Raw genomic sequence first — 26,310 nt, 5'->3', positions numbered from 1 at the left:
GCAGACGACATGCGTTATATCTCGACCCGCGGCCAAGCGCCGATCCTGACCTTTGAAGACGCCATGCTGACGGGGCTTGCCTCCGATGGCGGGCTTTATGTGCCGGAAACCATTCCGATGCTGAGCGAGGCGGAAATCGCCGCACTGGCGGGGATGAGCTATGAAGAGGCGGCCTTCGTTGTGATGAAGCCGTTCATCGGCGACACCTTCACGGACGCCGAGTTCAAAGAGATCATTGCGAAGGCTTATCAGGGCTTCAACCATGACGCCCGCGCGCCTCTGGTGCAGCTGGGGCCGAACCATTTCCTGCTTGAGCTGTTCCATGGGCCGACGCTGGCGTTCAAAGATTTCGCCATGCAGCTCATCGGCCAGCTGTTCCAAGCGGCGCTTGCGCGTCGTGGCGAACATGTGACCATCGTGGGCGCGACCTCGGGTGACACAGGCTCTGCCGCGATCGAGGCGTTCAAGGGGCTGTCGAATGTCGACGTCTTCATCCTCTTCCCGCATGGCCGGGTGTCGGATGTGCAGCGTCGCCAGATGACCACGCCCTCTGAGAGCAACGTCCACGCGCTGGCCGTCGAGGGCGATTTTGACGATTGCCAAGCCGCGCTCAAGGACATGTTTGCCGACATCGACTTCCGCGATCACGTCAAACTGGCGGCTGTGAACTCGATCAACTGGGCGCGTGTGCTGGCCCAAGTCGTATATTACTTCACCTCCGCCGTATCGCTCGGTGCGCCGCACCGTAAGGTGTCGTTCACCGTGCCGACCGGCAACTTTGGCGACATTTTCGCGGGCTATATCGCCAAGCGCATGGGGCTGCCGATCGACAAGCTGGTGATCGCGACGAACCAGAACGACATTTTGCACCGCACGATGGAAACCGGCGCCTGCACCAAAGAGGGCGTGGTTCCGTCAATCTCGCCGTCGATGGACATTCAGGTGAGTTCCAACTTTGAGCGCGCGCTCTTTGATGTCTATGACCGTGAAGGCGCCGCGATTGCGCAGCTCATGGAAGAATTCAAATCGGGCGAGTTCAAAATCTCCCAAGGGGCGATGGATCGCCTGCGCGATACCTTTGCCTCGGGCCGGGCGTCCGAGGCGGAAACCTCCGCCACCATCACTGACATGCACAAGCGCACCGGCGAGGTGATCTGTCCGCATACGGCGGTGGCGGTGAAAGTCGCCGAAGAGCATTTGGGTGATGTGCCGATGATCTCGCTCTCGACCGCGCATCCTGCGAAATTCCCGGCGGCTGTTGAGGCGGCTTGCGGAGTCTACCCGGCGCTGCCTGAACATATGGCCGATCTGTTTGACCGCGACGAGCGGTTTACCGTGGTGCCAAACGACCTAGATGGTCTCAAAACCCTGATCAAGGAGCGTCTTGCTTGAGCCCACGTATCCACACTCTGTCCAACGGTTTCCGGATCGTCACCGAACTTCAACCCTCGATGCAAAGCGCGTCGATTGGGGTCTGGGTGCTTGCGGGCGGACGTCATGAGCGGATCGAACAGAACGGCATCGCGCATTTCCTCGAACATATGGCGTTCAAAGGCACTGAGCGCCGGACGCCTTTGGAAATCGCGGAAGTTCTGGAAAACGTTGGCGGTTATCTGAACGCCTATACGACGCGGGAAACCACGGCTTATTATGCACGGGTTCTGAAAGACGATGTGTCTTTGGCCTTGGATGTGATCGGCGACATCGTGTTGAACCCGATCTTCGATCCGCATGAGCTGGAGGTCGAGCGCGGTGTGATCCTGTCTGAGATCGGACAGGCGCTGGACACGCCGGACGATGTGATTTTCGACTGGCTGCAAGAGGCGACCTTCCCGAAACAGGCGCTCGGCCGCACCATCCTTGGCCCTGCCGAACGCGTGCGCAATTTCAGCCGTGATGATCTCGCGGGCTTTGTTGATGAGCATTATAGCCCCGAGCGCATGGTGCTCTCTGCGGCGGGCAATATCGACCACGACCGCATCGTCGCCGAAGCCGAAGAGATTTTTGGCGGGCTCAAACCGCATGGCCGCGACTACGCGGATCCGGCGCGGTTTGAAGGCGGCGAATATCGTAAGGTCAAGAAACTCGAACAGGCGCATTTCACGCTGGCTTTCGAGGGACCGGCGTATCGAGACGAAGACATCTACATCGCCCAGACCGCGACCACCGCTCTGGGCGGCGGCATGTCCTCGCGACTGTTCCAGGAGTTGCGCGAAAAGCGCGGGCTTTGCTACACGATCTACGCCCAATCCGGCGCCTATTCCGACACCGGGCTGACCACGATTTATGCGGGCACCTCCGGCGATCAGGTCGCGGAACTGGCCGAGGTCACGATTGACGAGATGAAGCGCGCGGCCTCCGAGATGACGATGGTCGAGGTGGATCGGGCACGTGCACAGATCAAAGCCGGGCTGTTGATGGGGCTTGAAAGCCCCTCGTCGCGATCGGAACGCAACGCGCGGATGCTGGGCATTTGGGGGCGGATTCCGGCACTCGATGAGACCGTTGAACGGATCGACGCGGTGACGCTTGAGAATGTGCGGGAGTTTCTGGTCAAGACCGGCATGGGCAAGGCGTCGATGGCGCTTTACGGTCCGGTCAAAGCCGCCCCTGAGCTTGAGCGTTTGCGCGAAAGGTTCGCCGCCTGATGCTGTCACGACGACCGAAGGTGCGGATTGAGACGGAGCGTATGACACTCCGCCTGCCTCAGCATTCGGACTATCGTGCTTGGGCGGCCTTGCGCGCGGAGAGCAAGGACTTCCTGCAACCCTGGGAGCCGACATGGTCGTCGGATCACCTCACACGTAAAGCCTTCACCAACCGCGTGATCTGGGCCGAGCGGAGCTATCGCAATGACAGCGGCCTGCCGGTTTTTCTGTTTCGGCGCGAAGACGATGTGCTCTTGGGCGCTTTGACACTCGACAACATCCGCCGTGGTCCGGCGCAGGCTGGCACTATCGGCTATTGGATCGGCGCGCGGCATGCGCGCCACGGCTATATGAAAGAGGCCATCGCCGCTGTGGTGCACCACGCCTTTGCCCGTATGCAGTTAAGCCGCATCGAGGCCGCGTGCCTGCCGGAGAATGCGGCCTCGCGCGGGGCCTTGGAAAAGGCCGGCTTCAAATACGAAGGCGTGGCGCAGGCCTATCTTCAGATCAACGGCCGTTGGCGCAATCATGTGCTCTATTCCGCGCTGCATCCCGACCGCCGAGGGCCGACCTCCATCGGTTTGGCCTGATCTCATCGTGCCGCGCACGGTTCTGTGATGAGGCGCTGAGAGGATTCGGGCCTAACCTGTTCCTGATTTGATCGGGAGACTTGCATGCGGACGATTTTTGGGTGGCCTCTTTTCCTCAGCCTTGCTGTTTCTATCGTGTCCACTGCCGCGCTCGCCCAAGAGGCCGAGCGCATTCCAAGCCATTGTCGCTCTCTCGCGAGCGACGCAGCGCCCGAGCGTTTGTGGCGCGCTTCCGTCGGCACGCCGGTTCCCGAGGACACCGTGCGCATCCGTTTTATCAACCATGCGATGTTTGCCGTGCAGGCGGGCGATGTGTCGGTGGTGACCGATTACAACGGCTATATTGGCGACACGCTTTGGTCGCCCGATGTCGTGACAATGAACCAAGCCCATTCCAGCCATTACACCAACAACGTCCACGGCGATGTGGCGCATATACTCGAGGGCTGGGGCGCCTTTGGCGAAGGCGCCGAACATGATCTTGATCTCGGTCCCATGCGCATCCGCAATGTGCCAACCGATATACGCCTCGGCAATCGTGAGGGAGGCGGGCGCGAACCCAACGGCAATTCGATTTTCATCTTCGAGGCGGGCGGGCTCTGCATCGGCCATCTGGGTCATTTGCATCACGAACCGACCGAGGAACAATATGCCGCCATCGGGCGCCTCGACGTGGTCATGGCACCCGTCGACGGCGGTTACACCGTGCCGCGTGAGGTCATGATGCGGATTGTCGAACGCTTTCGCTCCTCCATCGTGATCCCGATGCATTGGTTTTCGCGCTATGGGTTGAATGATTTCCTATCTGGGATGGAAGAGGACTTTGCGGTGGTGGAAACCCACGGCTCTGAACTCTTGGTCTCGCTCGACCGTTTGCCGCGGCAGCCGACGATCATGGTATTGGAACCCGCGTTTCTTTCCGATTGAGACCTCGGGGGGCAGGGGCTACATCTGGGGCAAAGGAGCTCTCGATGACCCAGCCTGCGACGACCGACTTTCTTGAAAATCTTGAAAAGGCTCTGCCCCCCGGCACCCTGCGGGCACGGCGTGACGGCGAGTTGGAAGACCCGCGCGGGCGCTATCATGGTCAGGCGGCGGTGATCGCCTGTCCGGCCACGGTCGAAGAGGTCTCGACCATCGTGCGGGCGTGTTATGCGGCCTCCGTCGGCATCGTGCCTCTGGGTGGCGGCACCGGATTGGTGCTGGGCCAGATCGCCTATGACGACCCTGCGCCGGTGGTCCTGTCTCTGGAAAAGATGACCAAAATCCGCGCGGTCTACCCGCAGGAAAACGTAATCGTTGCCGAGGCGGGTGCGATCCTCGCGGACATTCAAACTGCGGCAGAAGAGGCGGGTCGTTTGTTTCCTCTTTCTCTGGGGGCTGAAGGCACCTGTCGCATCGGAGGCAATCTGTCGACCAACGCTGGAGGTCTCAATGTCCTGCGCTACGGCAATGCGCGCGAGCTTTGTTTGGGGATTGAGGCCGTGTTGCCGGACGGGCAGATTTTCCATGGCCTCAAACGTCTGCGCAAGGACAACACCGGCTATGACATTCGCAACCTGCTGATCGGCGCGGAAGGCACGTTGGGGGTGATCACGGCGGCCAGCCTGCGCCTGTTCCCGCAGCCGGAGCACAACGCCGCCGCCATCCTCATCGTTCCATCGCCCGCCGCAGCACTTGAGCTGTTGAATATGGCGCAGGGCATCGCGGGGGAGGGCATTTCGGCCTTTGAACTGATCTCCGGCATGGGGCTCGATTTCCTCGCTGAGACCGTGCCCGACATTCGCCAGCCCTTCGCGGATCACCCCGAATGGTGCGTGCTGATTGATCTGGGCGTGTCGGGCGCCTCCGACCCGGACGTCATGCTCGCCACTTTGTTTGAGCGCGGGTTTGAGGCGGGGCTCGTCACGGATGGGGTGATCGCGCAAAGCGAGGCGCAGCGGCAGGAATTTTGGACCCTGCGGGAGACCATCCCCGAGGGCAACAAACGCATCGGGTCGATCTCGTCGCATGATATTTCCATCCCCCTCTCGCGTATCGCGGCGTTCATCCCCGCAGGCATTGCGCGGCTGTCACAACTCGGCGATGTGCGGGTGAATGCCTTTGGCCATCTGGGCGATGGCAACCTGCATTACAACGTCTTTCCGGCCAAGGGGCGTGACCGCTCCGAGTATGAAAACATCCGCTTTGAGGTGAAGCGCGTGGTGCATGATCTGGTCGCGGAGTATGACGGGTCATTCAGCGCGGAGCATGGCGTCGGGCGGCTCAAAGCCGAGGATCTTGAGCACTATGGCGATCCGGGAAAATTGGCTGCGATGCGGGCGATTAAGGCGGCGCTGGATCCCAAGGGGATCATGAATCCTGGCGCGGTCTTGCGCGTGTCGCAAGGCTGAGTCTGGGCGGGGCCGGACGGGAACAACTCTTCTGTGAGGCACAAAAATGCGCCCTGACCGGGGGGACGATCAGGGCGCGAAATGTGATTGCTCACATGTGGTGCAAACAGCGGCCCGAAAGGGACCTCCACAGAGTTATGAGCAAGTGGTTACCAAAACGTTCACGCCGCAAAAGGTTCGTTTTCGGGGTTTCACCCATAATATGGCTCAGAGCCCTTCAAACTCGCAAAGCGTATGAATTTCATAGCCCAGATCGGCCAGCCGCTTGTGCCCGCCCAACTCCGGCAGATCGACGATAAACGCGCAACCAACGATTTCGCCGCCGAGCCGTTCGACCAGCTTGATCCCGGCCTCTGCCGTGCCGCCTGTGGCCAGTAGATCGTCGACCACGAGAATTTTCTCGCCGGGTTGGATCGCGTCGTCATGCACCTCGACCACGGCCTCGCCATATTCGAGTTTGTACTCTTCGGAGATCACCGCCCCCGGAAGTTTTCCCTTTTTGCGGATCGGAACGAAACCGATGGAGAGCTGATGCGCGATGGCGCCACCGATGATAAACCCGCGCGCCTCAAGCCCCACCACCTTGTCGATTTGCATGCCAACATAGGGATCCAGCAACTGGTCAATCGCAAGCCGCATGCCTCGCGCGTCTGCGAATAGCGTGGTGACATCGCGAAATAGGATGCCCTCATGCGGGAAATCGACGATGGTGCGGATGTAATCCTTAACGGTTTTCATGAGTTACCCCTTCAGCACGCGCCCGGCGACGGTGCTCAGTTTTGCGATCATCTCCGGGTCGCGTTTGTCTGGTGCGGTCATGATCGCATAGTCCAACGCCCGGTCGCAGCCGTGTTCGCAGGGCGCATAATCCCCGCCCAAAAGCTCCGGAAGCGCCGCGACCAAGGATTTGGCGTGGTCGGTGTTGGCCTTGAGTGTAACGAGAATGTCGGTGATCTGAACTGCGCCGTGATCCGGATGCCAGCTGTCGTAATCGGTGACCATCGCGATGGAGGCGTAGCAAATCTCGGCCTCGCGGGCGAGTTTCGCCTCCGGCATATTGGTCATTCCAATCACATCGCAGCCCCAGCTTTCGCGATACATTTTGCTCTCTGCCATCGAGGAGAACTGTGGTCCTTCCATCGCCAGATAAGTGCCGCCCTTATGGACAGTAACACCTGTGGCGCGCGCTGCCTCATAGGCAATCCCCGATAGGCGTTCACACACCGGATGTGCGACCGAAACATGCGCGACGCAACCGGTGCCAAAAAAGGATTTCTCCCGCGCAAAGGTGCGGTCGATGAACTGATCGATGATGACAAAATCGCCCGGCGCCATCTCTTCGCGGAATGAACCGACTGCGGAGACGGAAACGAGATCGGTGACGCCCATCTGTTTCATCGCGTCGATATTGGCACGGTAATTGACGGTCGAAGGCGAGTGTACATGCCCGCGTCCGTGACGCGGCAGAAAGACCATTTTAACGCCGTCCAATGTGCCGGTGAGCAAAGCGTCAGAGGGGGAGCCCCAGGGCGTCTCGAGCGTCTGCCATGTTGCGGCTTCGAGACCGTCAATCTCATAGACGCCAGAGCCGCCCATCACGCCGATCACACGCTGTGCCTGTGCCATTCTGTTCTCCTGTGCTGGTTGGGCCAACCTTGCGGCGGAGGGAAAGTGGGCGCAAGGGGCAATTGGACGCGTTGTCAAGGTGCCGGCGCCTATCGTTCAGGAGAACTGCGACACGAGCCGCAGGCGGACTTGCCAAAGCGGGGCTCCGCGCCGTAGAACGCTGCGCGTCCGAACATGCCGGGGATGAGATGCGGATCGAATTTGATACCGGGCCGTTGCAGAGCGGCAGCCTGTTCCAAAAGCCGAAAGAGACGGTCTTTGCCCATACCCCGGGCGAGGTCGCGGAGGCCTTTGCCCGGCTGGAGACGGCTCTTGCGGAAGGGCTCTGGATTGCGGGCGCGTTTTCCTATGAGCTGGGCTATTGTTTCGAACCGCGCCTTTTGCCGCTTTTGCCCGAGGCACGCGATGTGCCGCTCTTGGAAGTCGGGATTTACGAGGCGCCTGTGCCTCTGGAGGCGCGGCCCGTCTCACATGACGGTCGGACAGACAAAGAAGCACTTTGGGACGCGCCGCGCTATGCGGAGGCCTTTGACGCCGTGGCGCGCTACATTCGGGCGGGGGACATCTATCAGGCGAACCTGACCTTTCCGCTGACGCTCACCTCCGATCTCTCGCCGCGCGCGCTTTATGACCGGCTCAAGGCGCGCCAGCCGGTCGGGCACGGCGCTCTGATCGAACGCCCCGATGGCTCGGCGATCCTGTCGCGGTCTCCAGAGCTGTTCTATGAGACAGACGGGGCAGGCGGCATCACCGTGCGGCCGATGAAAGGCACCGTGCCGCGTGGCACGACACCTGAGGAAGATGCCGCCGCAAAAGAGTGGTTGGCCGCGTCGGAGAAAAATCAGGCCGAGAACCTGATGATCGTCGATCTCCTGCGCAATGACCTGTCGCGGGTGTCCGAGGTGGGATCGGTCAAAGTGCCGAGGCTGTTCGAGATCGAAAGCTACGCCACAGTGCATCAGATGACCTCGACCGTCACAGCAAAGCTTTTGCCTGAGATCGGCCTCTATGATCGCTTCCGTGCCCTCTTCCCCTGCGGCTCTGTGACGGGCGCGCCGAAAATCCGCGCGATGCAGATTATTCATGAATTGGAAGCGGGGCCGCGCGGACATTATTGCGGCTCGATCGGCTGGGCCGCGCCGGATGGGCGGTCTTCGTTCAATGTGGCGATCCGCACGTTGGAGATGGCGGAAGGCAGCGCGCGGCTGCATGTTGGCGGCGGTGTGGTGTATGATAGTGAGGCGCAGTCGGAATATGATGAGGCGCTGCTGAAATCCCGCTTTGCCGATTTGGAGCCGTTGTCATGAGCGAAAGTTTCCGCATCATCGAGACCTTCGGCTATGTGCCGGAGCAAGGCATGACGCGGGGGGCACGGCACCTCGCGCGGATGGCGCGTACGGCCGCAAAGCTGGACGTGGCGTTTGATCAAGCGCAGGCCGAGCACCTGATGGCAGAGTTTCACGCCGAGACCCCGCGTCGAATGCGCATGACGCTGGATCGGGCAGGGGGGCTCGAACTGCAAGACGCCCCTCTCGCGCCGTCCAAACCTCTGTTCCGAGTGCAACTGCATGAGACCCGCCTTGATCCGGCGGACCCGTGGCTTCCGGTCAAAACGACCGAACGCAGCCTCTACGACCAAGCGCGCGCCGATTTGCCGGAGGGCATCGACGAAATGTTGTTCCTCAACACGCGAGGAGAACTTTGCGAAGGGACGATCACAAACGTGTTTCTAGAGCGGAACGGCGACATACTGACCCCCGCCTTGTCCTCGGGGCTTTTGCCGGGTGTGCTGCGCGAAGAGTTGCTGTCCGCGGGCCGCGCTCAGGAAGCGGTGTTGACCGTGACAGACCTGCGTGCAGCGGAGCGTCTATGGGTCGGAAACTCGCTTAGAGGCCTCATTCCTGCGCAATTCGTCGGTTGAGACGTCAAATCTGTTGCGAAGAGGCCACTCCACGCGGTTCGAGACGAGGAGCCTGTCTTTGCGCTCCTGCGACAATCGCGCTAAGAGGGGCCAAACGCATTTCCTGACATCTGGGGGACACCCGTGATCCAATCCGCACTCGCGTCTTTCGCGAAGAACCTGTCTATTTCCGGAACCACATCGACCAAACTGACGCCGGCGCAGGCGAAAACCGATGTGCTCTCCGGCCTCACCGTTGCGCTGGCACTTGTGCCCGAGGCTGTGGCCTTTGCTTTCGTCGCCCATGTTCACCCGCTCGTCGGTCTTTACGCTGCCTTCATCATGGGGCTGGTGACCGCCGTCTTTGGGGGCCGTCCGGGGATGATCTCTGGGGCGACCGGGGCGATCGCTGTGGTCTTTGTGGCCCTCGTGGTTGAGCATGGCGTCGAATATCTCTTCGCCACCGTTGTGCTCATGGGGATTTTGCAGATCCTCGCAGGCGTCTTCCGCCTTGGCAAGTTCATCCGCCTCGTGCCGCATCCGGTGATGTTGGGCTTTGTGAACGGGCTCGCGATCGTGATTTTCCTCGCCCAGCTGACCCAGTTCAAAGTGCCGGGCACCGACAGCTACATGACCGGTATGCCGCTGATCATCATGCTGGCTCTGGTCGGTCTGACCATGGCCGTCGTGCATTTCTTGCCGAAAGTGACCAACATCATCCCGGCGCCGCTGGCGGGCATTCTTATCACCGCCGTGGTGGTGATTGCCTTTGGCATCGACGTGCCGCGCGTCGGTGATATGGCGCAGATCAAGGGCGGGCTTCCGACCTTCCACATCCCCTCCGTGCCGATGTTCGATAGCATGGAGAGCTTCCTCGCCACGATGCAGATCATCCTGCCCTACGCGCTCATTGGTGCCGCTGTGGGCCTGATCGAAAGCCTTCTGACCCTCAACCTCGTGGGCGAGATCAAAGGTGAGCGCGGTGGTGTGTCGCAGGAATGTCTGGCGCAGGGTGCTGGCAACGTGATCTCCGGCTTCTTCGGCTCGATGGGCGGCTGCGCCATGATCGGCCAGTCGATGATCAACGTGAAATCCGGCGGGCGCACGCGTCTGGCGGGCATCACGGCGGCGCTGTTTTTGCTCCTTTTCATCGTGGTGGCCTCGCCGCTCATTGAACAAATCCCGCTCGCGGCCCTCGTCGGTGTGATGTTCATGGTGGTGATCGGCACCTTTGCTTGGAACTCCTTCCGCGTGATGCGCAAAGTGCCCCGTGTCGACGCTTTCGTCATTGTGCTCGTCACCGTGGTCACCGTGCTAGAAGACCTTGCGGTCGCTGTGGTCGTGGGCGTGATCGTCTCCGCGCTGGCCTACGCGTGGCAGAACGCCTCGCGCATCCATGCTAAGACTTATGAGTCCCCCGAGGGCGCGAAGGTCTACCAAATCCAAGGTCCGCTGTTCTTCGGTTCCGCCGAGGGTTTCCTTGAACTTTTTGATCCAGCGAATGACCCCTCCATGGTGATCGTCGATTTCGCCGACAGCCGCGTCGCCGACCAATCCGCGCTCAACGCGATCGAAAGCCTGGCTGCGAAATACGAAGCTGTGGACAAGGAAATCCAACTGCGCCACCTGAGCCGCGATTGTCACCGGCTTTTGTCCAACGCCGGTCACTTGATGGTCGATAGTGACGATGACCCGGATTACCAGATCGCGACCGATTATGTCGTGCGCACCGGTGTCTTGGGCGCTGGGCACTGAGCTTTTTCCGAAGATGTGAACGCGAAAGGCCTCCCTTTCAGGGAGGCCTTTTTCAGTTTGGGCGACGTCTCTGATGACAAAGAAAGCGCAGGCGGCTTTCTACCTGCATCCTGTCGTTAAACAGGCTTCGCCATGACGGATTGGTAGAGCAGTTCTGCCGGCTCCTGCGACTCCATAAAGGCGATGTCGTAGGCATCCCGCCCAACTGCGATCACGGCCATATCATCGGGGTTGCACATGCCCGTGGCGTCTACGAGGACCCATTCCCCGCCGAGCCAAACCTCTGCTACCGCGTGGAAATCCTGTGGGGTGACATTGGGGCTGTAGACCGCCACCATTCGCGCCGGAATTTGCGCGGCACGCACCATCGAACACATCAAATGCGCGTAGTCGCGACACACGCCTTGCCGTCCGGCGAACGTCTCCAACACGTTGGTGTCGGCATCGGAACTGCCCGGGACGTAGGAGAGATTGCTTTCGATCCAGTCCCGGATGGCGGCCACCTTTACCCCGCCTTGCAGATTGCCGAAGCGTTTGCGGACAAAGCTCACGAATTTGTCGGACTGACAATAGCGCGAGGGTCGCAGATAGGGGACGACCTCTCCCGGGATCATATGCAAGGGCGCGGCGTCGAGGCTTTCGATCCCGTTGTGAGGTCGGGTGATGTTCACAAGGGCGCTGTAGTTCAGAATCATTTCGGTTCCGGGCACTAGCGCAAAAACCCGTTCGCCGACGCCCGAGTCTCCCGTGATCCGCCTCACGGTCGCATCGCCCAGCAGAAGACTTTCGTATTCGATCTCTTGCCCTTCAATTTTTGCGGCTTCAAGCGCCAGAAAAACCGTGTTCGGGTTCGGGAACCTGTAGGTCATCGCGACGTCGATCTGGATGCGCATGACTTCTCCATTTGGGATGACTGGGGACGGGGCGTGTTACTGATGTGGCTCGTATGATCATTCAGGTGCTGCAGTCGACCGTGTGATGCGGCATCTGTTTGCGGGTTCAATGTCTGACAACGGTCAGCCCGCGAAAGAGGTTCCTGACACTCTTCGTTCAGAGGCTTTAGTCATTCGGACGCGTCAACTCAAATACTTCCGTGACCTCGGCGTAATCGCGATAACCCAGACGCGACAGCATGCGGGCTTTCACCACATCGAACCGCCCGTCCACAATCAGGTCGGGACGGATGTGGATGCCGACGACTTCGCCGATCACGAGGTGATTGTCCTTGCCTGCAAGTTCGACGATCTGGGTCATTTTGCACTCCAAGGACGCCGGCGCGTCCTCGACCCGAGAACAGGCAATCTCGCGACAGGCCGCACGCAGCGCGCCGGATTGGGAGAACTCGTCTTCCTCGAACTCAAACGCCGCGGAGGAGGCATTCATCACCGCAATCTGGTCGGCCCCCACCAGGTTGACGCAAAACTCGCCGGTCTCGCGCAGTTTGCGCAGCGTATCTTTAGAGCCGATTGAGGCAAACATAACCTGCGGAGGCACATAGGCGACCGCGTTGAAAAACGAGTAGGGCGCGAGGTTTTCATGCCCTGAGGAGGACCGCGTCGAGATCCAGCCAATGGGACGTGGCGAGACGATGGCGTTGAATGGATTGTGCGGCAGGTTATGGCCATCGCTGGGGCGGTAATACATCTGGGATGTGTCCTTTTCTTCGCGTTGCTCACCATTTAGGGCTGTGATAGCAGAATTTCGAGCCAAATCCGCGTGCAAAATCTGTGCGCTGAGAAAGGGATAAGCGTGTATCAGATCGAGACAGAGACACCGGACGATCTTTGGGAGGTGGAAGCCCTCTACGACACCTGTTTCGCGCCGGGGCGCGAGCTTTTGTCTTCCTATCGCCTGCGTGATGGGGTCGAAAAGGTCACCGATCTCTGTCTTTTGGCCCGCGATGAGCATGGCGTTCTGGCCGCTGCGATCCGCTATTGGCCCATTCGCATCGGCGCGGGCGAACATCGCGCGTTGCTCTTGGGGCCTATTGCCGTGCACCACACGCGACAGGGCGAGGGCCTGGGCGGATTGCTCATGAATGAGTCGATGGCCGAGGCCGTGCGGCTCGGCTGGGAGCGTGTGATGTTGGTGGGGGATGCGCCCTATTATTCGCGTTTCGGCTTTGAAAAGCTCGACCATGTAGAGATGCCGCCACCGACCAACCCCGAACGGGTTTTGGGCGTGGCTCTGCGTCCCGGTGCTTGGGACGGGGTCGAGGGGCTTGTCCACAAGGACGACTGACCCCATCTGTATCGGTATGGAAAAATTGCCGACCCTCACCGATGGCTCTCATGCCGTGTTGCAGGCTCCCACGCCGGAGGCGATCCGCGCGCTGGCGCGGCGGCTGAAACGTGCCAATCATCCCGGCATGCAGCTTTTGAACATTGTGGGCGGCACGGCGGACGGGCTGTTCGACAAACTTCCTAATAAAATCAGGGGCCAGCTTGAGGGTGCAACTCTTTCGGCGCTGGAACTGGCGTTTGACGGCGCGGCGCGTGGGCGGCGCTCGGTCAAAGGCAGCACTTGGATGTCGCGCGCGGTGACCTCGGGGCTGGGGGCTGTGGGTGGCATTGGCGGTCTGCCGACGGCTCTTGCGGAACTGCCGGTCACGACAACGGTGCTGCTCCATGCGATCCAGGGCGTTGCCGAAGATCACGGCTTTGATCCGTCCCGCGACGATGTGCGCAAAGCCTGTATTCAGGTCTTTGCCGCCGCGGGGCCTCTGGAAGACGACGATGGCGCTGACCTCGGCTTTATCGCGGCCCGAACAACGCTCACCGGCGCAACGCTAAACGGTATTATTGCCAAGGTCGCGCCGCGCCTTTCGGTGGTTCTGGGGCAAAAACTGGCGGCGCAGACCGTGCCGGTGCTGGGCGCGGTGGCGGGGGCGGCGACGAATTACGCCTATACCGCCTATTATCAGGACATGGCGCATGTGAGTTTCGGCATGCTCCGCATGGCCGAGGACAGCGATCTGTCCTTCGAAGAACTCAAAGACTTGCTTCGGGCGGAAATGGCGCGCTGATGCGGTCCTGTCGTGCGCCAAGGCGCCGGATTCAGAGCATGAAGCCCTGTTTTACCAGATAGCCACTCAACTCTTCGCGCACCGATTGCGCTCCCGCGTCTGCGGCTTGATCAATGACGTTTGCCACTTCATCGAGGTCGAGCCGCCGCAACATCGCCTTCACCGGGCCGATCGAGGCCGGGCGCATCGACAGCGTGCGCACGCCCATCGCGGCTAGAGCCACCGCTTCCAACGGCCGCCCGGCATCCTCGCCACAAAACGACACAGGCGTGTCGAACTGATCGCAGCGTTCAACGATCTGTCGGATGAAGCTCAGGAAGGAATAGTTCAGCGTGTCATAGCGCCGGCGCACCCGTTCGTTTTCGCGATCAGCGGCGAAAAAGAACTGTTTGAGGTCGTTGCCGCCGATGGAAATGAAGTCGGTCTGTTGGAAAAACAGGTCGGGCGCGAAGGCCAGAGAGGGTGTTTCCAACATCGCGCCAATCTCTACGGAGGAGGGCGGCACATAGCCCAGCTTTTGCTCGGATTCGAGCACCTCTTCCAAGATTGCACGGGCCTGACGGTATTCGTCGAACTGCGCCACGAAGGGGAACATGATCGTCAAAGGACGACCCGAGGCGGCGCGGATGAGCGCCTGAAGCTGCATCCGCATGACGCCGCGCTTATCGAGCCCCACACGGATCGCACGCCAGCCCATTGCGGGGTTCGGCTCGTCTTGGGGTTTCATATAGGGCAGCACCTTGTCGGACCCGATGTCGAGGGTGCGGAACACCACACGTTTGCCACGCGCCGCATCCATGACGCGCGCGTAAAGCGTCGCCAACTCGCCCCGGCGGGGCACTTTGTTGCGGATGAGAAATTGCAATTCGGTGCGGAACAGGCCAACGCCTTCGGCGCCCGACGAGGCCAGAGACGGCAGATCCGCCATCAATCCCGCGTTCATATGCATGGCGATTTTCTTGCCGCAAAGCGTTTCGGCAGGCAGACCCACGAGACCCGCATAGCGTTGCTGGGCCTCGGCCTGCATCGCGATTTTGTCGCGAAAGGCGGCGGCGACCGAGTCCTCCGGGCGCAAATGCACCACGCCTTGATCGCCATCGACCAAAATGGCGTTGCCGTTCAGCGCCTCGGTGGTGATGCCCTCGGCGTGAATCACAAGAGGAATCGCCCAAGCGCGCGCCACCACGGCGGCATGCGAGCCGACGGAACCTTGTTCCAGCACGATGCCTTTGAGGTCCTTGCCGTAATCGAGCAATTCGCCGGGGCCGATGTTGCGGGCGACGAGAATCGGGTTCTCTGGCATTTCCGCGCCTGTTTCGTTGCCTTGCCCGGTGAGAATGCGCAGCAGCCGGTTCGACAGGTCATCAAGATCGTGGAGACGCTCGCGCATGTAAGGGTCCGGCACCTGCGCCAGTCGCGTGCGGGCCGCGCCCTGTTCTTTCTCTACGGCGGCCTCTGCGGAGAGGCCTCGGTCGATGTCCTCTTCCATCCGCCGCATCCAGCCACGGGAATTGGCGAACATGCGGTAGGCTTCAAGCACCTCGCGCTGGTCTTTCTCGCCGGGCTCGACGGCGGCCAGCATGCTGTCCACAGAAATCCGCAACTCATCCACGGCCTTGCGCAGCCGCTCCTTTTCCGCATCCGGGTCGTCGGCCACCGGGTTTGTGACCACGACGCGCGGCTCGTGCAGGTAGACATTGCCCTCGGCCACACCCTCTTGCCCGGTTGCGCCGCGGAACATCACCGGATGCTGGTGAAGCGCGGCCATGCCGCCTTCATCACCGATGAAAGCGCCGAGTTCGGTCATCTCGGCCAGCACCATGGCGACCACCTCGAGGGCATAGACCTCGTCCTCGGTAAAGGCGCGGGCCTCTTTCGACTGGACAACCAAAACCCCAAGAATTTCACCCAGACGTTGGATCGGCAGGCCGAGAAAGCTCGAAAATAATTCCTCGCCGGTCTCAGGCATGTAGCGAAAGCCCCGCTCCGAGGGCGCGTCGGCGGCGTTGACCATGAGGCGCGTGCGGGCGACACGGCCGACAAGACCCTCGCCAATGCGCATGCGCGTCTTGTGGACAGCTTCGGCTTTGAGGCCTTCGGTGGCGCAGAGCTCCAACGTGTCTGCATCGCGGAAGAGATAGATCGAACAGACCTCGGTCTGCATGCTGTCGGCGATCAGATGGGTGATGCGGTCGAGACGTGCCTGACCGGCACTGTCTTCGGCCAGCGTGTCCCTGAGCCGGCCCAAAAGCTTCCGGCTTTCGCTTTCCAGATTATGCACCATGTCCCCGTCGGTCTTGTTTTGCGCCTGTTCTTCTGGGCGTCAAATTCTTTAGAGCACAGATGTGGCTTTTGCCCAGAAAAATCAACCTCGGCACGGCACCTTGTCCAATATTTACGCGCTATTTGCGTGCAAAAAGTGCAGAAAAATCCGCAACTTGTGGATGCAGTTGCAGAAAGAGAGTGCTGCGGCTGCGCACTAGGCCGTGTTTTTGCCGATCCGTCCGAGATGTGTGATCACAAAGCCCTGCGCGGATTTGAGGCCATATCCAAGGGCCCGATCAAACCCAGCATGCGCGATCCACAACAGCCCCAGTGACGTAACGACAGGCGTGCCACTAAGCCATCCGAAGAGCGCTATGAGCGCGCCGGTGGCATAGAGATGCGTCAGGTTGTAGCCAATCGCGCCCATACGCGGGCCGAGAGCATAGCCCGCAAACGACAAGTCGGGGGCGAAGAACAAAAGCACCATGGCCCAAATGGGCAGGGACACGCCCATGGCCCAAAGGGCGGTCATGCAGGTCACGAAAATGAGGGCGCCCTCGAGGCGTTGCCAAAAAATCATAAGCGGACTTTCAAAATGCTTTAAAAAATAAACCCCCGCAGGTGGCGGGGGTCATATGTTTTGCAAAAGGCCTGGGTCTCAGGCGACGTTCAGCTCGAACGCATCATGGAGCGCCTGCACGGCCAGCTCGGTGTATTTGCGGTCGATCAGAACGGAAATCTTGATCTCGGAGGTCGCGATGACCTTGATGTTGATGCCTTCGTCGGAGAGCACTTTGAACATCTTTGCGGCCACACCGGATTGCGAGCGCATGCCGATGCCGACGAGTGAAATCTTCGCCACTTCGGTGTCGGAGATCAGTTCGCCAAAGTTGAAGGCTCCACGGTCCTTCGCCGCGTCCAGCGCCGCTTTGGCGCGGTTCACCTGATCGACGGGGCAGGAGAAGGTCATGTCGGTGCGACCTTCTTCGGAGATGTTCTGAATGATCATATCGACATTCACACCCGCTTCGGCCAGCGGACCGAAAATGGCGGCGGCGATGCCGGGGCGGTCAGCGACCGACACGAGGGTCATTTTGGCTTCTTCGCGGGAGGCGGCAATGCCCGAGACAGGTTTGTTTTCCACGATATCCTCCTCGGCACAGATCAGCGTGCCGGCATTGGGGTCATATTCCTCGAAAGACGACAGGACGCGCAGGCGCACGCCGTAACGCATCGCCAGCTCGACCGAACGGGTCTGAAGCACTTTCGCACCAAGAGACGCGAGTTCCAACATCTCTTCAAAGGCGACTTTCTCAAGTTTGCGCGCCTTGCTCTCGATCCGCGGGTCGGTGGTGTAGACCCCGTCCACGTCGGTGTAGATGTCGCAACGCTCGGCCTCAAAAGCGGCGGCGAAGGCCACGGCGGTGGTGTCGGAACCACCCCGGCCCAGCGTGGTGATGCGGCCTTCGGGCGAAATACCCTGGAAGCCCGCCACGACGGCGACTTTCATGCCTTCGCCGAATTTGGCGAGGATGTTCTCCGGCGGGATCTCTTCGATCCGTGCGGCGCCATGCGCGGAGTTGGTCTTGAGCGGCACTTGCCAGCCCTGCCAGCTGCGCGCAGGCACGTCCATTTCCTGAAGCGTCAGCGCCATGAGGCCCGCGGTCACGTTCTCGCCAGAGGAGACAACGGCGTCATATTCGCGCGCGTCATACATCGGAGAGGTCTCGTTCACGTAACCCACGAGCTTGTTGGTCTCGCCGGACATGGCAGAGACCACGACGATCACGTCGTAGCCATTGGCAACCTCGCGGCCGACGCGTTTCGCGGCGCGTTTGATCTTGTCGAGCGTGGCGACGGATGTGCCGCCGAATTTCATCACGAGAATGGGCATCTCTGGCCTTATCCCCCGTCGTCAGAGTGGTCACGGTTCTCTAAGTGGCTTAAGGCCCAAGCGCAAGAGTGGCGCGCGGTGCCAGCGCATATTTTACTGAGTATTTTTGCTTCAAAGAGGCCTCAATAGGCGTGTGGATGCCCGTCCCAGGTCAGGAAACAACCGGTGGAGGTCAGCGACAGCTCGGCAAAACGATCCGCCAATCCTGTGGCGGCCATGGTCGGCGTGATCTCGGCCGAGGCGCCGCCCATATCGGTCTGGACCCAGCCGGGGTGGTAGATGCCGACCGAAATGCCGTCCGATTTGAGATCGGAGGCAAGGTTGCGGCCCAGGTTCAGAGCCGCGGCTTTCGACGCGCGGTAGATGTAAGAGCCACCGGGCGCGCGGGTGTGGGACGCCATCTGGGACGAAATGATCGCGATCTTGCCGCGCGCGGCGCGCAAGGCGGGGAGAAAGGCCTGCACCGTCAGGAAGACGCCCGTGACATTGACGGCGAATTCTTCGGCCCACATGTCTGCGGGGTAGTCGGTCTCGAGCGCTTGCCCTTTGTCGAGATAAAGCCCGGCGTTACAGACCAACAGGTCCAGCGGGCGATCTTTCAACGTGCTGGCCAGACCCGAAACGCTCTGCGGGTCTTTGACATCAAGCGGCAAAAGGCCGTCTGCGCCGCGCGTCGAGGTGCCGGTGACCTCATAGCCGCGCGTGCCGAGTTCGGATTTCAGAGCCGCGCCAATGCCGCGCGAGGCGCCGGTGATGAGAGCCGTGTCCATGTCGATTGCCTTTGTAGGGGAGGTGTCAGTTCAGTTTGCGCTTGGGCGTGAAGGGCAGCGGAAGGACCGGCACACCCTCTTCCAAAAGGGCCTTGGCGTCGTCCAGTTTCGCCTCGCCGTAGATCGCACGCGCGGGGGCCTCGCCTTCGTGGATTTTGCGCGCCTCCTTGGCGAATTCGACGCCGACGTAATCGGAATTGGCCTCAACCTCTGCTCTGAGTTTGGCGACCGCCTTTTCGACCTCTTCTGCGGAGGGACGTGGCGGCTCCATTGGGGCGTTCTGCGACGGTGGGGTGGATGTGGTCGCCTCGGGGGCGGGGCTCTCGGCCTTGCGCGCCGTGCTGACACGTGGGGCCATCATGGCTTTGAACACCTGAGATTTGCCGCAGGTCGGGCAGCTCAACTGACCGTTTTCGCGCAGTGTCTCAAAGGCTTCGGCGGAACGAAACCAGCTTTCGAACTGATGCTCTTCGGAGCATTTGAGCATGTAGCGGATCATGACCTGCGCATTCCCCAAGACCAGACCCTTAGAATAGGGACTGTGCAGGGGCTTTGCAATGCGGCCCTCCCCCTCAGAGACGATAGAGGCGCGGGTTGAAATGGCGGATGATCTGGGCCAGCTCGGGCTCATCCACAAGGTTTGCCGCTTTTTTGGCGGAGACCCATTTGCGTTTGCGTTCATTGGCCTCGGGGTATCTGTCAAAGACCCAGCGCGCCTTGAGTGGAAACACCGCGACAACGCAGGGCATCGGCAAATTGCCGTCGCGCGGGTATTTGAGATAGGAATAAAGCCCGATGCAGATTGGGGTAGGGCGGCCTTTGATCCCGGCCTCTTCCCAAGCCTCGGTGGCGGCGGCTTGTACGGGCGTTTGCCCGTCCATCGGCCAGCCTTTCGGGATGATCCAGCGTTTCCGGCGCCGCGATTTGACCAGAAGGATTTGTAGTTTGTCTTTGCGCCAACGCCAGATCAACGCACCGAACTGCGTGCGCACGCCGTCTTTGCCGCCTCGCCCGAGTTTCACCGGATGTTGTCTGGGTCGGATCAATGACACCTGCTCTTCCCTCAATGTCTGAGTGCGGCGGGTCCTCCTCAGTGGCGCGAAAAAATCGCGCCAGCACCCGGTTTGTCGCATCAGAGTGACACAGGAGTATCAAAGCCCTGTGACGGCTGGGAAGAAAAATCGTTTCAGGAGCCGTTTATGGGCGGAAACGGCGAGCGTGAGGCTATTTCAATGCCTGTAATTTGGGCAGATCGGCCAAGGCGGTCCAAAATGCCTCTTGTCGAAGCTGGGTCTCACGCAGCGGGATCAGCGCCACATGGGCCTGTGCGGCCATCTCTTTCGCGCGCTCTGGCTCCGACATGAGCGCGCTCACGGCCTCCGCCAAAGCGGCGGCATCGGCCAATGCAAGCGCGCCGTTGCCTCGGTCAAGCGCGTCATAGGCCGCAGCATGGTTGGAGACATGCGGACCGTGCAGGATGGCGGTGTCGAATTGCACTGGCTCATAGGGCGTGTGCCCGCCGTGATCCGTCAGAGAGCCGCCAACGAAAGTGATGCCCGCGAGGCGATACCAAAGCGCCATTTCGCCCAGCGTATCGGCGAGGTAGATCGGCGCGCTTTCGGGGGCGTCACCTTTTGAGCGACGCGCAAAACTCAAACCCGCGCGGGTCAACTCTGTCGCGATGGTCTCGGCGCGTGAAGGATGGCGCGGGGCGAGGATCAACCTGGCGTCGGGGTGGCTTTTTTGCAGGCTTTGAAAGGCCTCAACGATCGGGCGCTCCTCGCCCGCATGGGTCGAGGCGGCGAGCAGGGTCTTGTCGCGGGAAAAGATGTTTTGCAGATCTGTCAGCTCCGCTTCCGGTGCGGTGGCCAGCTCGACCGTGCTTTTAAGGTTCATCCGCGGCAACAGCGCGTTTGCAGGCAAGCCCAGTTGCAAAAGCCGCTGTTCAGAGGCGGTGTCCTGTGCTGCGAGTTTGGTAATCGCGGCGATGGTCTGACGGATTGTGCCGCCGAGCAGCGCGCCCATTTGACCCCAACGCCGCGCCGTGCGTTCCGACATGCGCGCGCCTGCGACGATCACGGGGATGTCGTGGCGAGCGAGCATGACAAATCGGTTGGGCCAAATCTCATTTTCCAGAGAGACCAGCGCGCTGGGGCGGGTGGCTGCCAAGAAACGCTTGAGCACAGGCTGCAAATCCATCGGTGCGAGCCGGGTTTGGACGCGGGGCAGGGCCCAGCCTGCAACCATTTTGCGTGCACTAACCGTGTTGACGGTGACGAGGATGTCTAGGCAGGGCGCGCGGTCCAGCGCCTCTTCGATCAGGCCGCGTGCGGCGGTCAGCTCGCCATTCGAGGCGCCGTGAATCCATAGAAGCGGCGTGCTTGAGCGGGATGTCGCCTTTAGGTCTGCGCCGAAGCGTTCCACGAGATCAGATAGGCGTTCCCTACCGCGCAACAGTTGCCGCAACAACACGAGCGCAAACAGCGGGCTCAGCAGGGTCAGAAGGAAACGATAGAGAAACAAGACAGCCGCCCAGATCAATCAAAAGTGCCCATTCGCTTACGCTCTGTAGCCCTGTCTTGGCAAGAGGGGCGGTGCGTTGTGTGACAGGCAAGATGATGATCGAGGTGGGCGCTCAAATTAGCCGTCTCGGACTGAGAGCACGCTGTAGTCTCTTTCGGGGGCTTTCGATCTTTGGAGGGCTTTTAGCTCAGCTGTCGTCCGATTTTTCACTATTTCGGGCGATGAAAGCCTGCATCATGTTCATCCCAATCCGATCAACAAGCTCAGAGTTCAGGTCTTCACCGTTGTGCTGATATTCGCTGCAGGCGGTGAGAAGCCGGTCGATCACCTCGGCCTCATGTGTCGTGAGATGCGGATGGCTGTGTTCATGTGACATCCCCGGCGGATAGGGTGAATTGCTGACCCGTGCCATGCGAATTTCTGCTGACAAAGCCAGACAGGGCTGCCTTGGGGGCAGGGCGATCAAAAGTCGCCGACGCTGATGAAGTGGTTGAGCGGACATGGTTTTAGACTCGAAGTGATCCGCCGACGGCGGAGAGGGGCAGGGCGAGGGGTGATCAGATGTGGCGGAGCTCAGGGCGTGAACAATTCCAAGATGTGAGCGCGCAAGCGATGGTCGTTGCGGCCAAGAGTGCGGTGGTTGATGGAGTTTCAATCTGCCACTTTCGCATATTTACGCCATCTAGGGCGGATTTGAAAGCAATCAAACACAGTATGCCTTTCGATGTGATGTGTCCGGCTCTGAGGCTGCCTGCGCTGAGATCGCCTGTCCGGGATGCTTTTCGGATGCGTCGGGCGCTATGTTTTACGGGAAGGATCCTTTACCAGTTTGGTAGATAATTGTATTAGAATAAATTATCGTAGCATATATTTAATACAATTATTATTTATCCTTTAGGCTTGTTACCTCTAGTTTTAACGGGACCGGCGACGACGGTTTGAAGACCTGTTCATTTGATGAGTCGTCCGATCCCCGCTCAGTTACACGTTGCATCTGGAGGAACACATGGACGGCAATGATACGAAAATGTCGGGCAAATGCCCGGTCATGCATGGCAGCAACACCGAGTCCGGCAAAAGCGTCATGGATTGGTGGCCGAATGCGCTCAATCTCGACATTCTGCACCAGCACGACACCAAGACGAACCCGATGGGCGAGGCCTTCGATTATGCCGAAGAGGTCAAGTCGCTGGATTTTGACGCGCTGAAGGCGGACATGCATGCGCTGATGACCGAAAGTCAGGAGTGGTGGCCGGCCGACTGGGGGCATTATGGCGGTCTCATGATCCGCATGTCCTGGCACGCCGCCGGATCCTATCGTTTGGCCGATGGACGCGGCGGTGGTGGCACCGGCAACCAGCGTTTTGCACCTCTGAACTCTTGGCCCGACAACGTCAGCCTCGATAAGGCGCGGCGCCTTCTGTGGCCGATCAAAAAGAAATACGGCAACAAAGTGAGCTGGGCCGATCTGATCGTTCTGGCCGGGACCATCGCCTATGAGAACATGGGCCTGAAGACCTTTGGCTTCGGCTTTGGCCGCGAAGACATCTGGCACCCGGAGAAAGACACCTATTGGGGTGCCGAGAAGGAATGGCTGGCGCCGTCGGACGGGCGCTATGAGGACGTCGACAAGCCGGACACAATGGAAAACCCGCTGGCCGCCGTGCAGATGGGCCTCATCTACGTGAACCCTGAGGGTGTGAACGGCAAACCGGACCCGATGAAAACCGCAGCCCAAGTGCGTGAAACCTTTGCCCGTATGGCGATGAACGATGAGGAAACCGCCGCGCTGACGGCTGGCGGCCATACGGTCGGCAAGACCCACGGCAATGGCGACGCCTCGGTTCTGGGCGCGGACCCTGAAGGCGCGGGCCCAGAAATGCAGGGCCTCGGCTGGTCGAACCCGAACCAGCACGGCAAGGCGGCAAATGCGGTGACCTCTGGTCTTGAGGGGGCATGGACGTCTGAGCCGACGAAGTTCGACATGGGCTTTTTCGAGATGCTCTTTGGTCACGAATGGGAGTTGCGCAAATCCCCCGCAGGCGCGTGGCAATGGGAGCCGGTGGACATCAAGGAAGAGGACAAGCCTTTGGACGCGTCCGATCCGTCGAAGCGTCACAACCCGATGATGACCGACGCCGATATGGCGATGAAAGTCGATCCGATCTACAACGCGATCTGCCAGAAGTTCATGGCCGATCCTGCCTATTTCGCCGACACGTTTGCCCGCGCCTGGTTCAAACTGACCCACCGCGACATGGGGCCGAAAGTTCGCTACATCGGCCCGGATGTGCCTTCTGAGGACCTGATCTGGCAGGACCCGGTGCCCGCCGGTTCGACCTCCTACGATGTCGATGCGGTAAAGGCTGAGATCGCGGCCTCCGGCCTGTCGATTTCCGAGATGGTTGCGACTGCTTGGGACAGCGCGCGGACCTTCCGTGGCTCCGATATGCGCGGTGGCGCCAATGGCGCGCGCATCCGTCTGGCGCCGCAAAAGGACTGGGAAGGCAATGAACCGGAACGTCTGGCGAAAGTGCTCGCCGTGTTGGAACCCATTGCCTCCGAGACCGGCGCCTCCGTGGCCGATGTGATCGTGCTGGCCGGTGGCGTCGGTGTCGAGCAGGCGGCGAAAGCGGCAGGATTTGACATCACCGTTCCCTTCGCGCCGGGGCGAGGTGACGCCACCGACGAGATAACCGATGCGGCCTCTTTCGACGTGCTGGAACCGATCGCCGATGGCTATCGCAACTGGCTCAAGAAAGACTATGTGGTCGCCCCCGAAGAGCTGATGCTCGACCGCACCCAACTCATGGGCCTCACCGCGCATGAAATGACGGTTCTTGTAGGCGGCATGCGGGCTATGGGCACCAACTATGGGGGCACCGTGCATGGTGTCCTAACGGACCGCCCAGGCGCTCTCACGCCGGATTTCTTCGTGACCCTGACAGACATGGCCTACACGTGGACTCCTGCGAAAGGCGGCATCTACGAGATCACGGATCGCAAGACGGGTGCGGTGAAATACACCGCCACGCGGATGGATCTTGTGTTTGGCTCCAACTCGATCCTGCGCTCTTACGCGGAAGTCTATGCGCAGGACGACAATGCGGAGAAATTCGTGAATGATTTTGTCAAAGCCTGGGTCAAAGTCATGAACGCCGACCGGTTCGATCTGGCCTAATCTTTGGTAGACATGAAAAGAAAACGCCCTCGCATTGCGGGGGCGCTTTTTTTAGAGCCACAAAACATCCCAAGCGATAAGACCGAGATACTATTCGGAATTGTGAGGGTGTTTAAAACGGAGCCCCCGGGGGCGGAATCGAAACACCGACACGAGGATTTTCAATCTCTGTATCGGCCTGTTGTTTTGCTCTTTCATGTCTGGGCGACTTCATGTAAAAGTCATTTATAAACAGATATTTGATATAATTTTCTCGTCGCATGGTGTTGCACTGCGTCGCAGTGGATTTCAATGAATATCACTCAAAATGTAGCCTATATGTAGCCTAGAAAAGCGAATGACCAAGACTGCCCTTACCGATGCCTACCTTCGAAAACTGAAACCCACTGGAAAGTCCCAGACAATCAGCGATGCCGCGATGACCGGCCTCCGCGCGAGAATTTCAGCAAAGGGCAAAATCTCTTTCGCTCTCCAAGCACGAGACGCCAGCAACGAACTGAAAACCGTTACCCTCGGTCAATATCCAGAGATGTCTCTCAAGCAGGCGCGAGATGAGGCGGCGCGGAGGCGTCTTGAGTTGAAGGCGGGCGTGGACGTTACTGCAGAGAAGCGACGTAAGCGCGCTGCAGTGCAAGGTGCGAAGGATGCGCCGACACTTCGAGAGTTGCTTCGCGAATATGAAGCCGCCTTTGGTGAAAAGAAGGTTTGGGCTCCAGCTGGGCCGAAGACTGAGCGGACACAAGCGGGACGAGTTGTGGAACGCGTCTTCGAACCGCTGCTTGATAAGCCTGTTTTGACAATCAAAGTGGAAGCGTTCGCGAAGTGTGTGAACAATTACAAGCCGGTTCGCCTGACCGAAGAGAAGAAATCCGCAAATGGACAAGCGTCGAAAGCCCGTGCTTATCTTGCGCCTTTGCTCGATTGGGCGGCTGGACGGAAGTCATATGCAAAGCTTGGGGCTGGTCGAGTTCCCAAGCTGGAGGTTGCGAGCCTTGATGCCGTGCATGACCCCGCCACGACTGATCCGTCGATCACCGGAATGCGGAAGCGCGTTCTGACCCAAGTCGAGTTGGAAAAAATTCTACCTCTGCTGAAATATCCCGCGCCACAAATCGGAGGAATGAAGATCGACGCTGCCCAAGATTTTCGCCCGATCGCTTTGCGCTTCATGCTCTACACTGCTGCGCGTCGCGAGGAGGTCGTTGCCATGCGTTGGCGTGATCTAGATCGGAAAAACTGTGTTTGGCGAAAGCCCAGCGTGAAATCGACGAAAGGAGGTGCGCGAGGCCAAGATCTTCCACTGTCGGGCGCAGCCATTGATATCTTGCGTTCGCTGCCAGGTTGGGATCAGGGGAAACCCGAAGAGCTGGTCTTTCCAAACAGTGTGGGCGGTAAACTCGGGAACTGGACGCGTATTCAGACAGCGATTTACGAAGAGACTGGAACGAGCGACTGGAATAGGCATGACCTGAGACGGACTGCAGCAACTTTGATGAAAGAACTCCACGTCCCGCTGTCAGAGGTCGAACGCATTCTTGCTCACAAAGAACCTCTGCAGGCTGAGAACCTCGGCGGCGCGGCTTCTCACTATCTTCATGTCACGAAGATCATGACAAATTCGAGAGATCCTCAAGAAGAAGCGCTTTCACGTCTGGCCGACGCTTTCGAGCTGATCGAAGCAGGCGCTGAGACCGCTTCAGATGTTCCTTGACGAGCACTTGGCTCCTTCGGCTTGCTTTT

Annotated in this window: 24 protein-coding genes; 12 read left to right on the top strand and 12 right to left on the bottom strand. The window is 59.9% G+C overall.

Annotated features, from left to right (window positions below; genetic code table 11):
* Nucleotides 1-9: 9 nt before the first annotated feature.
* From thrC to J5Y17_RS16805, 5 genes are all read left to right on the top strand, one after another.
* Complete coding sequence (gene thrC / locus J5Y17_RS16825) at nt 10-1,392, top strand: threonine synthase (RefSeq protein ID WP_219786823.1); 1,383 nt, start codon at nt 10-12, stop codon at nt 1,390-1,392.
* Entirely contained in the window at nt 1,389-2,648 is a 1,260-nt protein-coding gene (locus tag J5Y17_RS16820; RefSeq protein WP_219786816.1) for a pitrilysin family protein, read from the top strand. The genes thrC and J5Y17_RS16820 overlap by 4 nt, the downstream gene beginning before the upstream one ends.
* Nucleotides 2,648-3,238, top strand: coding sequence for a GNAT family N-acetyltransferase (locus tag J5Y17_RS16815; RefSeq protein ID WP_219786814.1), 591 nt, complete (start codon nt 2,648-2,650; stop codon nt 3,236-3,238). The genes J5Y17_RS16820 and J5Y17_RS16815 overlap by 1 nt, the downstream gene beginning before the upstream one ends.
* An 84-nt stretch (nt 3,239-3,322) precedes the next feature.
* Entirely contained in the window at nt 3,323-4,165 is an 843-nt protein-coding gene (locus tag J5Y17_RS16810; protein ID WP_219786812.1) for an MBL fold metallo-hydrolase, read from the top strand.
* A gap of 44 nt (nt 4,166-4,209) precedes the next feature.
* The gene (locus J5Y17_RS16805; RefSeq protein ID WP_219786810.1) at nt 4,210-5,631 is read left to right on the top strand and encodes an FAD-binding oxidoreductase; all 1,422 of its coding nucleotides are present in this window, start codon (nt 4,210-4,212) and stop codon (nt 5,629-5,631) included.
* 207 nt (nt 5,632-5,838) lie between these two features.
* Here J5Y17_RS16805 and J5Y17_RS16800 read toward each other — a convergent pair whose 3' ends face one another.
* Nucleotides 5,839-6,369, bottom strand: coding sequence for an adenine phosphoribosyltransferase (locus J5Y17_RS16800; RefSeq protein ID WP_219786808.1), 531 nt, complete (start codon nt 6,367-6,369; stop codon nt 5,839-5,841).
* 3 nt (nt 6,370-6,372) lie between these two features.
* Nucleotides 6,373-7,257, bottom strand: coding sequence for an S-methyl-5'-thioadenosine phosphorylase (locus J5Y17_RS16795; RefSeq protein ID WP_219786806.1), 885 nt, complete (start codon nt 7,255-7,257; stop codon nt 6,373-6,375).
* A gap of 188 nt (nt 7,258-7,445) precedes the next feature.
* Here J5Y17_RS16795 and J5Y17_RS16790 point away from each other — a divergent pair, with 188 nt between their 5' ends.
* The 3 genes from J5Y17_RS16790 (at nt 7,446) to J5Y17_RS16780 (ending at nt 10,912) form a co-directional block, all read left to right on the top strand.
* On the top strand, nt 7,446-8,564 hold the full coding sequence (locus J5Y17_RS16790; protein ID WP_219786804.1) for an aminodeoxychorismate synthase component I: 1,119 nt from the start codon (nt 7,446-7,448) through the stop codon (nt 8,562-8,564).
* A complete protein-coding gene (locus J5Y17_RS16785; protein ID WP_219786802.1) occupies nt 8,561-9,178 on the top strand; it encodes an aminotransferase class IV family protein in 618 nt (205 codons plus the stop codon). Before J5Y17_RS16790 ends, J5Y17_RS16785 begins: the two co-directional genes overlap by 4 nt.
* Before the next feature lie 123 nt (nt 9,179-9,301).
* On the top strand, nt 9,302-10,912 hold the full coding sequence (locus J5Y17_RS16780; RefSeq protein ID WP_219786800.1) for a SulP family inorganic anion transporter: 1,611 nt from the start codon (nt 9,302-9,304) through the stop codon (nt 10,910-10,912).
* A gap of 116 nt (nt 10,913-11,028) precedes the next feature.
* Here J5Y17_RS16780 and J5Y17_RS16775 read toward each other — a convergent pair whose 3' ends face one another.
* Both J5Y17_RS16775 and J5Y17_RS16770 read right to left on the bottom strand, forming a co-directional pair.
* A complete protein-coding gene (locus tag J5Y17_RS16775; protein WP_219786798.1) occupies nt 11,029-11,805 on the bottom strand; it encodes a transglutaminase family protein in 777 nt (258 codons plus the stop codon).
* 166 nt (nt 11,806-11,971) lie between these two features.
* Complete coding sequence (locus J5Y17_RS16770; protein ID WP_219786796.1) at nt 11,972-12,556, bottom strand: flavin reductase family protein; 585 nt, start codon at nt 12,554-12,556, stop codon at nt 11,972-11,974.
* Between the two features lie 105 nt (nt 12,557-12,661).
* On the opposite strand from J5Y17_RS16770, the gene J5Y17_RS16765 reads away from it, so the two are divergent.
* Together J5Y17_RS16765 and J5Y17_RS16760 are read left to right on the top strand one after the other, a co-directional pair.
* Nucleotides 12,662-13,153, top strand: coding sequence for a GNAT family N-acetyltransferase (locus tag J5Y17_RS16765; protein WP_219786794.1), 492 nt, complete (start codon nt 12,662-12,664; stop codon nt 13,151-13,153).
* A 16-nt stretch (nt 13,154-13,169) separates the two neighbouring features.
* Nucleotides 13,170-13,937: an EcsC family protein gene (locus tag J5Y17_RS16760; protein ID WP_219786792.1), complete on the top strand. Its 768-nt coding sequence runs from the start codon at nt 13,170-13,172 to the stop codon at nt 13,935-13,937.
* Between the two features lie 31 nt (nt 13,938-13,968).
* Here J5Y17_RS16760 and ptsP read toward each other — a convergent pair whose 3' ends face one another.
* The 8 genes from ptsP to J5Y17_RS16720 form a co-directional block, all read right to left on the bottom strand.
* Nucleotides 13,969-16,221 (bottom strand): phosphoenolpyruvate--protein phosphotransferase, encoded by a 2,253-nt coding sequence (gene ptsP, locus J5Y17_RS16755; protein WP_219786790.1) that lies wholly within the window; start codon nt 16,219-16,221, stop codon nt 13,969-13,971.
* A gap of 195 nt (nt 16,222-16,416) precedes the next feature.
* Entirely contained in the window at nt 16,417-16,782 is a 366-nt protein-coding gene (locus J5Y17_RS16750) for a DUF4260 domain-containing protein (protein WP_219786788.1), read from the bottom strand.
* Nucleotides 16,783-16,860: 78 nt separating this feature from the next.
* A complete protein-coding gene (locus tag J5Y17_RS16745) occupies nt 16,861-18,096 on the bottom strand; it encodes an aspartate kinase (RefSeq protein ID WP_219786785.1) in 1,236 nt (411 codons plus the stop codon).
* Between the two features lie 122 nt (nt 18,097-18,218).
* Nucleotides 18,219-18,866: an SDR family NAD(P)-dependent oxidoreductase gene (locus tag J5Y17_RS16740; protein WP_219786784.1), complete on the bottom strand. Its 648-nt coding sequence runs from the start codon at nt 18,864-18,866 to the stop codon at nt 18,219-18,221.
* A gap of 25 nt (nt 18,867-18,891) precedes the next feature.
* Entirely contained in the window at nt 18,892-19,365 is a 474-nt protein-coding gene (locus tag J5Y17_RS16735; protein WP_219786783.1) for a DUF1178 family protein, read from the bottom strand.
* A 73-nt stretch (nt 19,366-19,438) separates the two neighbouring features.
* The gene (locus J5Y17_RS16730) at nt 19,439-19,918 is read right to left on the bottom strand and encodes an NUDIX hydrolase (RefSeq protein WP_370628989.1); all 480 of its coding nucleotides are present in this window, start codon (nt 19,916-19,918) and stop codon (nt 19,439-19,441) included.
* 172 nt (nt 19,919-20,090) lie between these two features.
* Nucleotides 20,091-21,389 carry a 3-deoxy-D-manno-octulosonic acid transferase gene (locus J5Y17_RS16725; RefSeq protein ID WP_219786753.1) on the bottom strand — a complete coding sequence of 433 codons (1,299 nt, stop codon included), beginning with the start codon at nt 21,387-21,389 and terminating at the stop codon, nt 20,091-20,093.
* A 187-nt stretch (nt 21,390-21,576) separates the two neighbouring features.
* Nucleotides 21,577-21,801: a hypothetical protein gene (locus tag J5Y17_RS16720; RefSeq protein ID WP_219786752.1), complete on the bottom strand. Its 225-nt coding sequence runs from the start codon at nt 21,799-21,801 to the stop codon at nt 21,577-21,579.
* A gap of 594 nt (nt 21,802-22,395) precedes the next feature.
* Here J5Y17_RS16720 and katG point away from each other — a divergent pair.
* Together katG and J5Y17_RS16710 are read left to right on the top strand one after the other, a co-directional pair.
* Nucleotides 22,396-24,570, top strand: a complete 2,175-nt coding sequence (gene katG, locus J5Y17_RS16715; protein ID WP_219786751.1) for a catalase/peroxidase HPI — start codon at nt 22,396-22,398, stop codon at nt 24,568-24,570.
* A 337-nt stretch (nt 24,571-24,907) separates the two neighbouring features.
* A complete protein-coding gene (locus tag J5Y17_RS16710; protein WP_219786750.1) occupies nt 24,908-26,281 on the top strand; it encodes an integrase family protein in 1,374 nt (457 codons plus the stop codon).
* The last annotated feature ends 29 nt before the right edge of the window (nt 26,282-26,310 follow it).

The sequence above is a fragment of the Celeribacter sp. PS-C1 genome, assembly GCF_019429625.1.
In the GTDB taxonomy this organism is placed as follows: domain Bacteria; phylum Pseudomonadota; class Alphaproteobacteria; order Rhodobacterales; family Rhodobacteraceae; genus Celeribacter.
The sequence above is the reverse complement of the archived record's forward strand: the minus strand, read 5'-3'. Positions and strand labels throughout refer to the sequence as shown.

Bases quoted from the DNA above. Each gene is read 5' to 3' on its own strand.
- thrC (WP_219786823.1), top strand. From the start codon at position 10: ATGCGTTATATCTCGACCCGCGGCCAAGCGCCGATCCTGACCTTTGAA.
- J5Y17_RS16815 (WP_219786814.1), top strand. From the start codon at position 2,648: ATGCTGTCACGACGACCGAAGGTGCGGATTGAGACGGAGCGTATGACA.
- J5Y17_RS16810 (WP_219786812.1), top strand. From the start codon at position 3,323: ATGCGGACGATTTTTGGGTGGCCTCTTTTCCTCAGCCTTGCTGTTTCT.
- J5Y17_RS16805 (WP_219786810.1), top strand. From the start codon at position 4,210: ATGACCCAGCCTGCGACGACCGACTTTCTTGAAAATCTTGAAAAGGCT.
- J5Y17_RS16800 (WP_219786808.1), bottom strand. From the start codon at position 6,369: ATGAAAACCGTTAAGGATTACATCCGCACCATCGTCGATTTCCCGCAT.
- J5Y17_RS16795 (WP_219786806.1), bottom strand. From the start codon at position 7,257: ATGGCACAGGCACAGCGTGTGATCGGCGTGATGGGCGGCTCTGGCGTC.
- J5Y17_RS16790 (WP_219786804.1), top strand. From the start codon at position 7,446: ATGCGGATCGAATTTGATACCGGGCCGTTGCAGAGCGGCAGCCTGTTC.
- J5Y17_RS16785 (WP_219786802.1), top strand. From the start codon at position 8,561: ATGAGCGAAAGTTTCCGCATCATCGAGACCTTCGGCTATGTGCCGGAG.
- J5Y17_RS16775 (WP_219786798.1), bottom strand. From the start codon at position 11,805: ATGCGCATCCAGATCGACGTCGCGATGACCTACAGGTTCCCGAACCCG.
- J5Y17_RS16770 (WP_219786796.1), bottom strand. From the start codon at position 12,556: ATGTATTACCGCCCCAGCGATGGCCATAACCTGCCGCACAATCCATTC.
- J5Y17_RS16760 (WP_219786792.1), top strand. From the start codon at position 13,170: ATGGAAAAATTGCCGACCCTCACCGATGGCTCTCATGCCGTGTTGCAG.
- ptsP (WP_219786790.1), bottom strand. From the start codon at position 16,221: ATGGTGCATAATCTGGAAAGCGAAAGCCGGAAGCTTTTGGGCCGGCTC.
- J5Y17_RS16750 (WP_219786788.1), bottom strand. From the start codon at position 16,782: ATGATTTTTTGGCAACGCCTCGAGGGCGCCCTCATTTTCGTGACCTGC.
- J5Y17_RS16745 (WP_219786785.1), bottom strand. From the start codon at position 18,096: ATGCCCATTCTCGTGATGAAATTCGGCGGCACATCCGTCGCCACGCTC.
- J5Y17_RS16740 (WP_219786784.1), bottom strand. From the start codon at position 18,866: ATGGACACGGCTCTCATCACCGGCGCCTCGCGCGGCATTGGCGCGGCT.
- J5Y17_RS16735 (WP_219786783.1), bottom strand. From the start codon at position 19,365: ATGATCCGCTACATGCTCAAATGCTCCGAAGAGCATCAGTTCGAAAGC.
- J5Y17_RS16720 (WP_219786752.1), bottom strand. From the start codon at position 21,801: ATGGCACGGGTCAGCAATTCACCCTATCCGCCGGGGATGTCACATGAA.
- katG (WP_219786751.1), top strand. From the start codon at position 22,396: ATGGACGGCAATGATACGAAAATGTCGGGCAAATGCCCGGTCATGCAT.
- J5Y17_RS16710 (WP_219786750.1), top strand. From the start codon at position 24,908: ATGACCAAGACTGCCCTTACCGATGCCTACCTTCGAAAACTGAAACCC.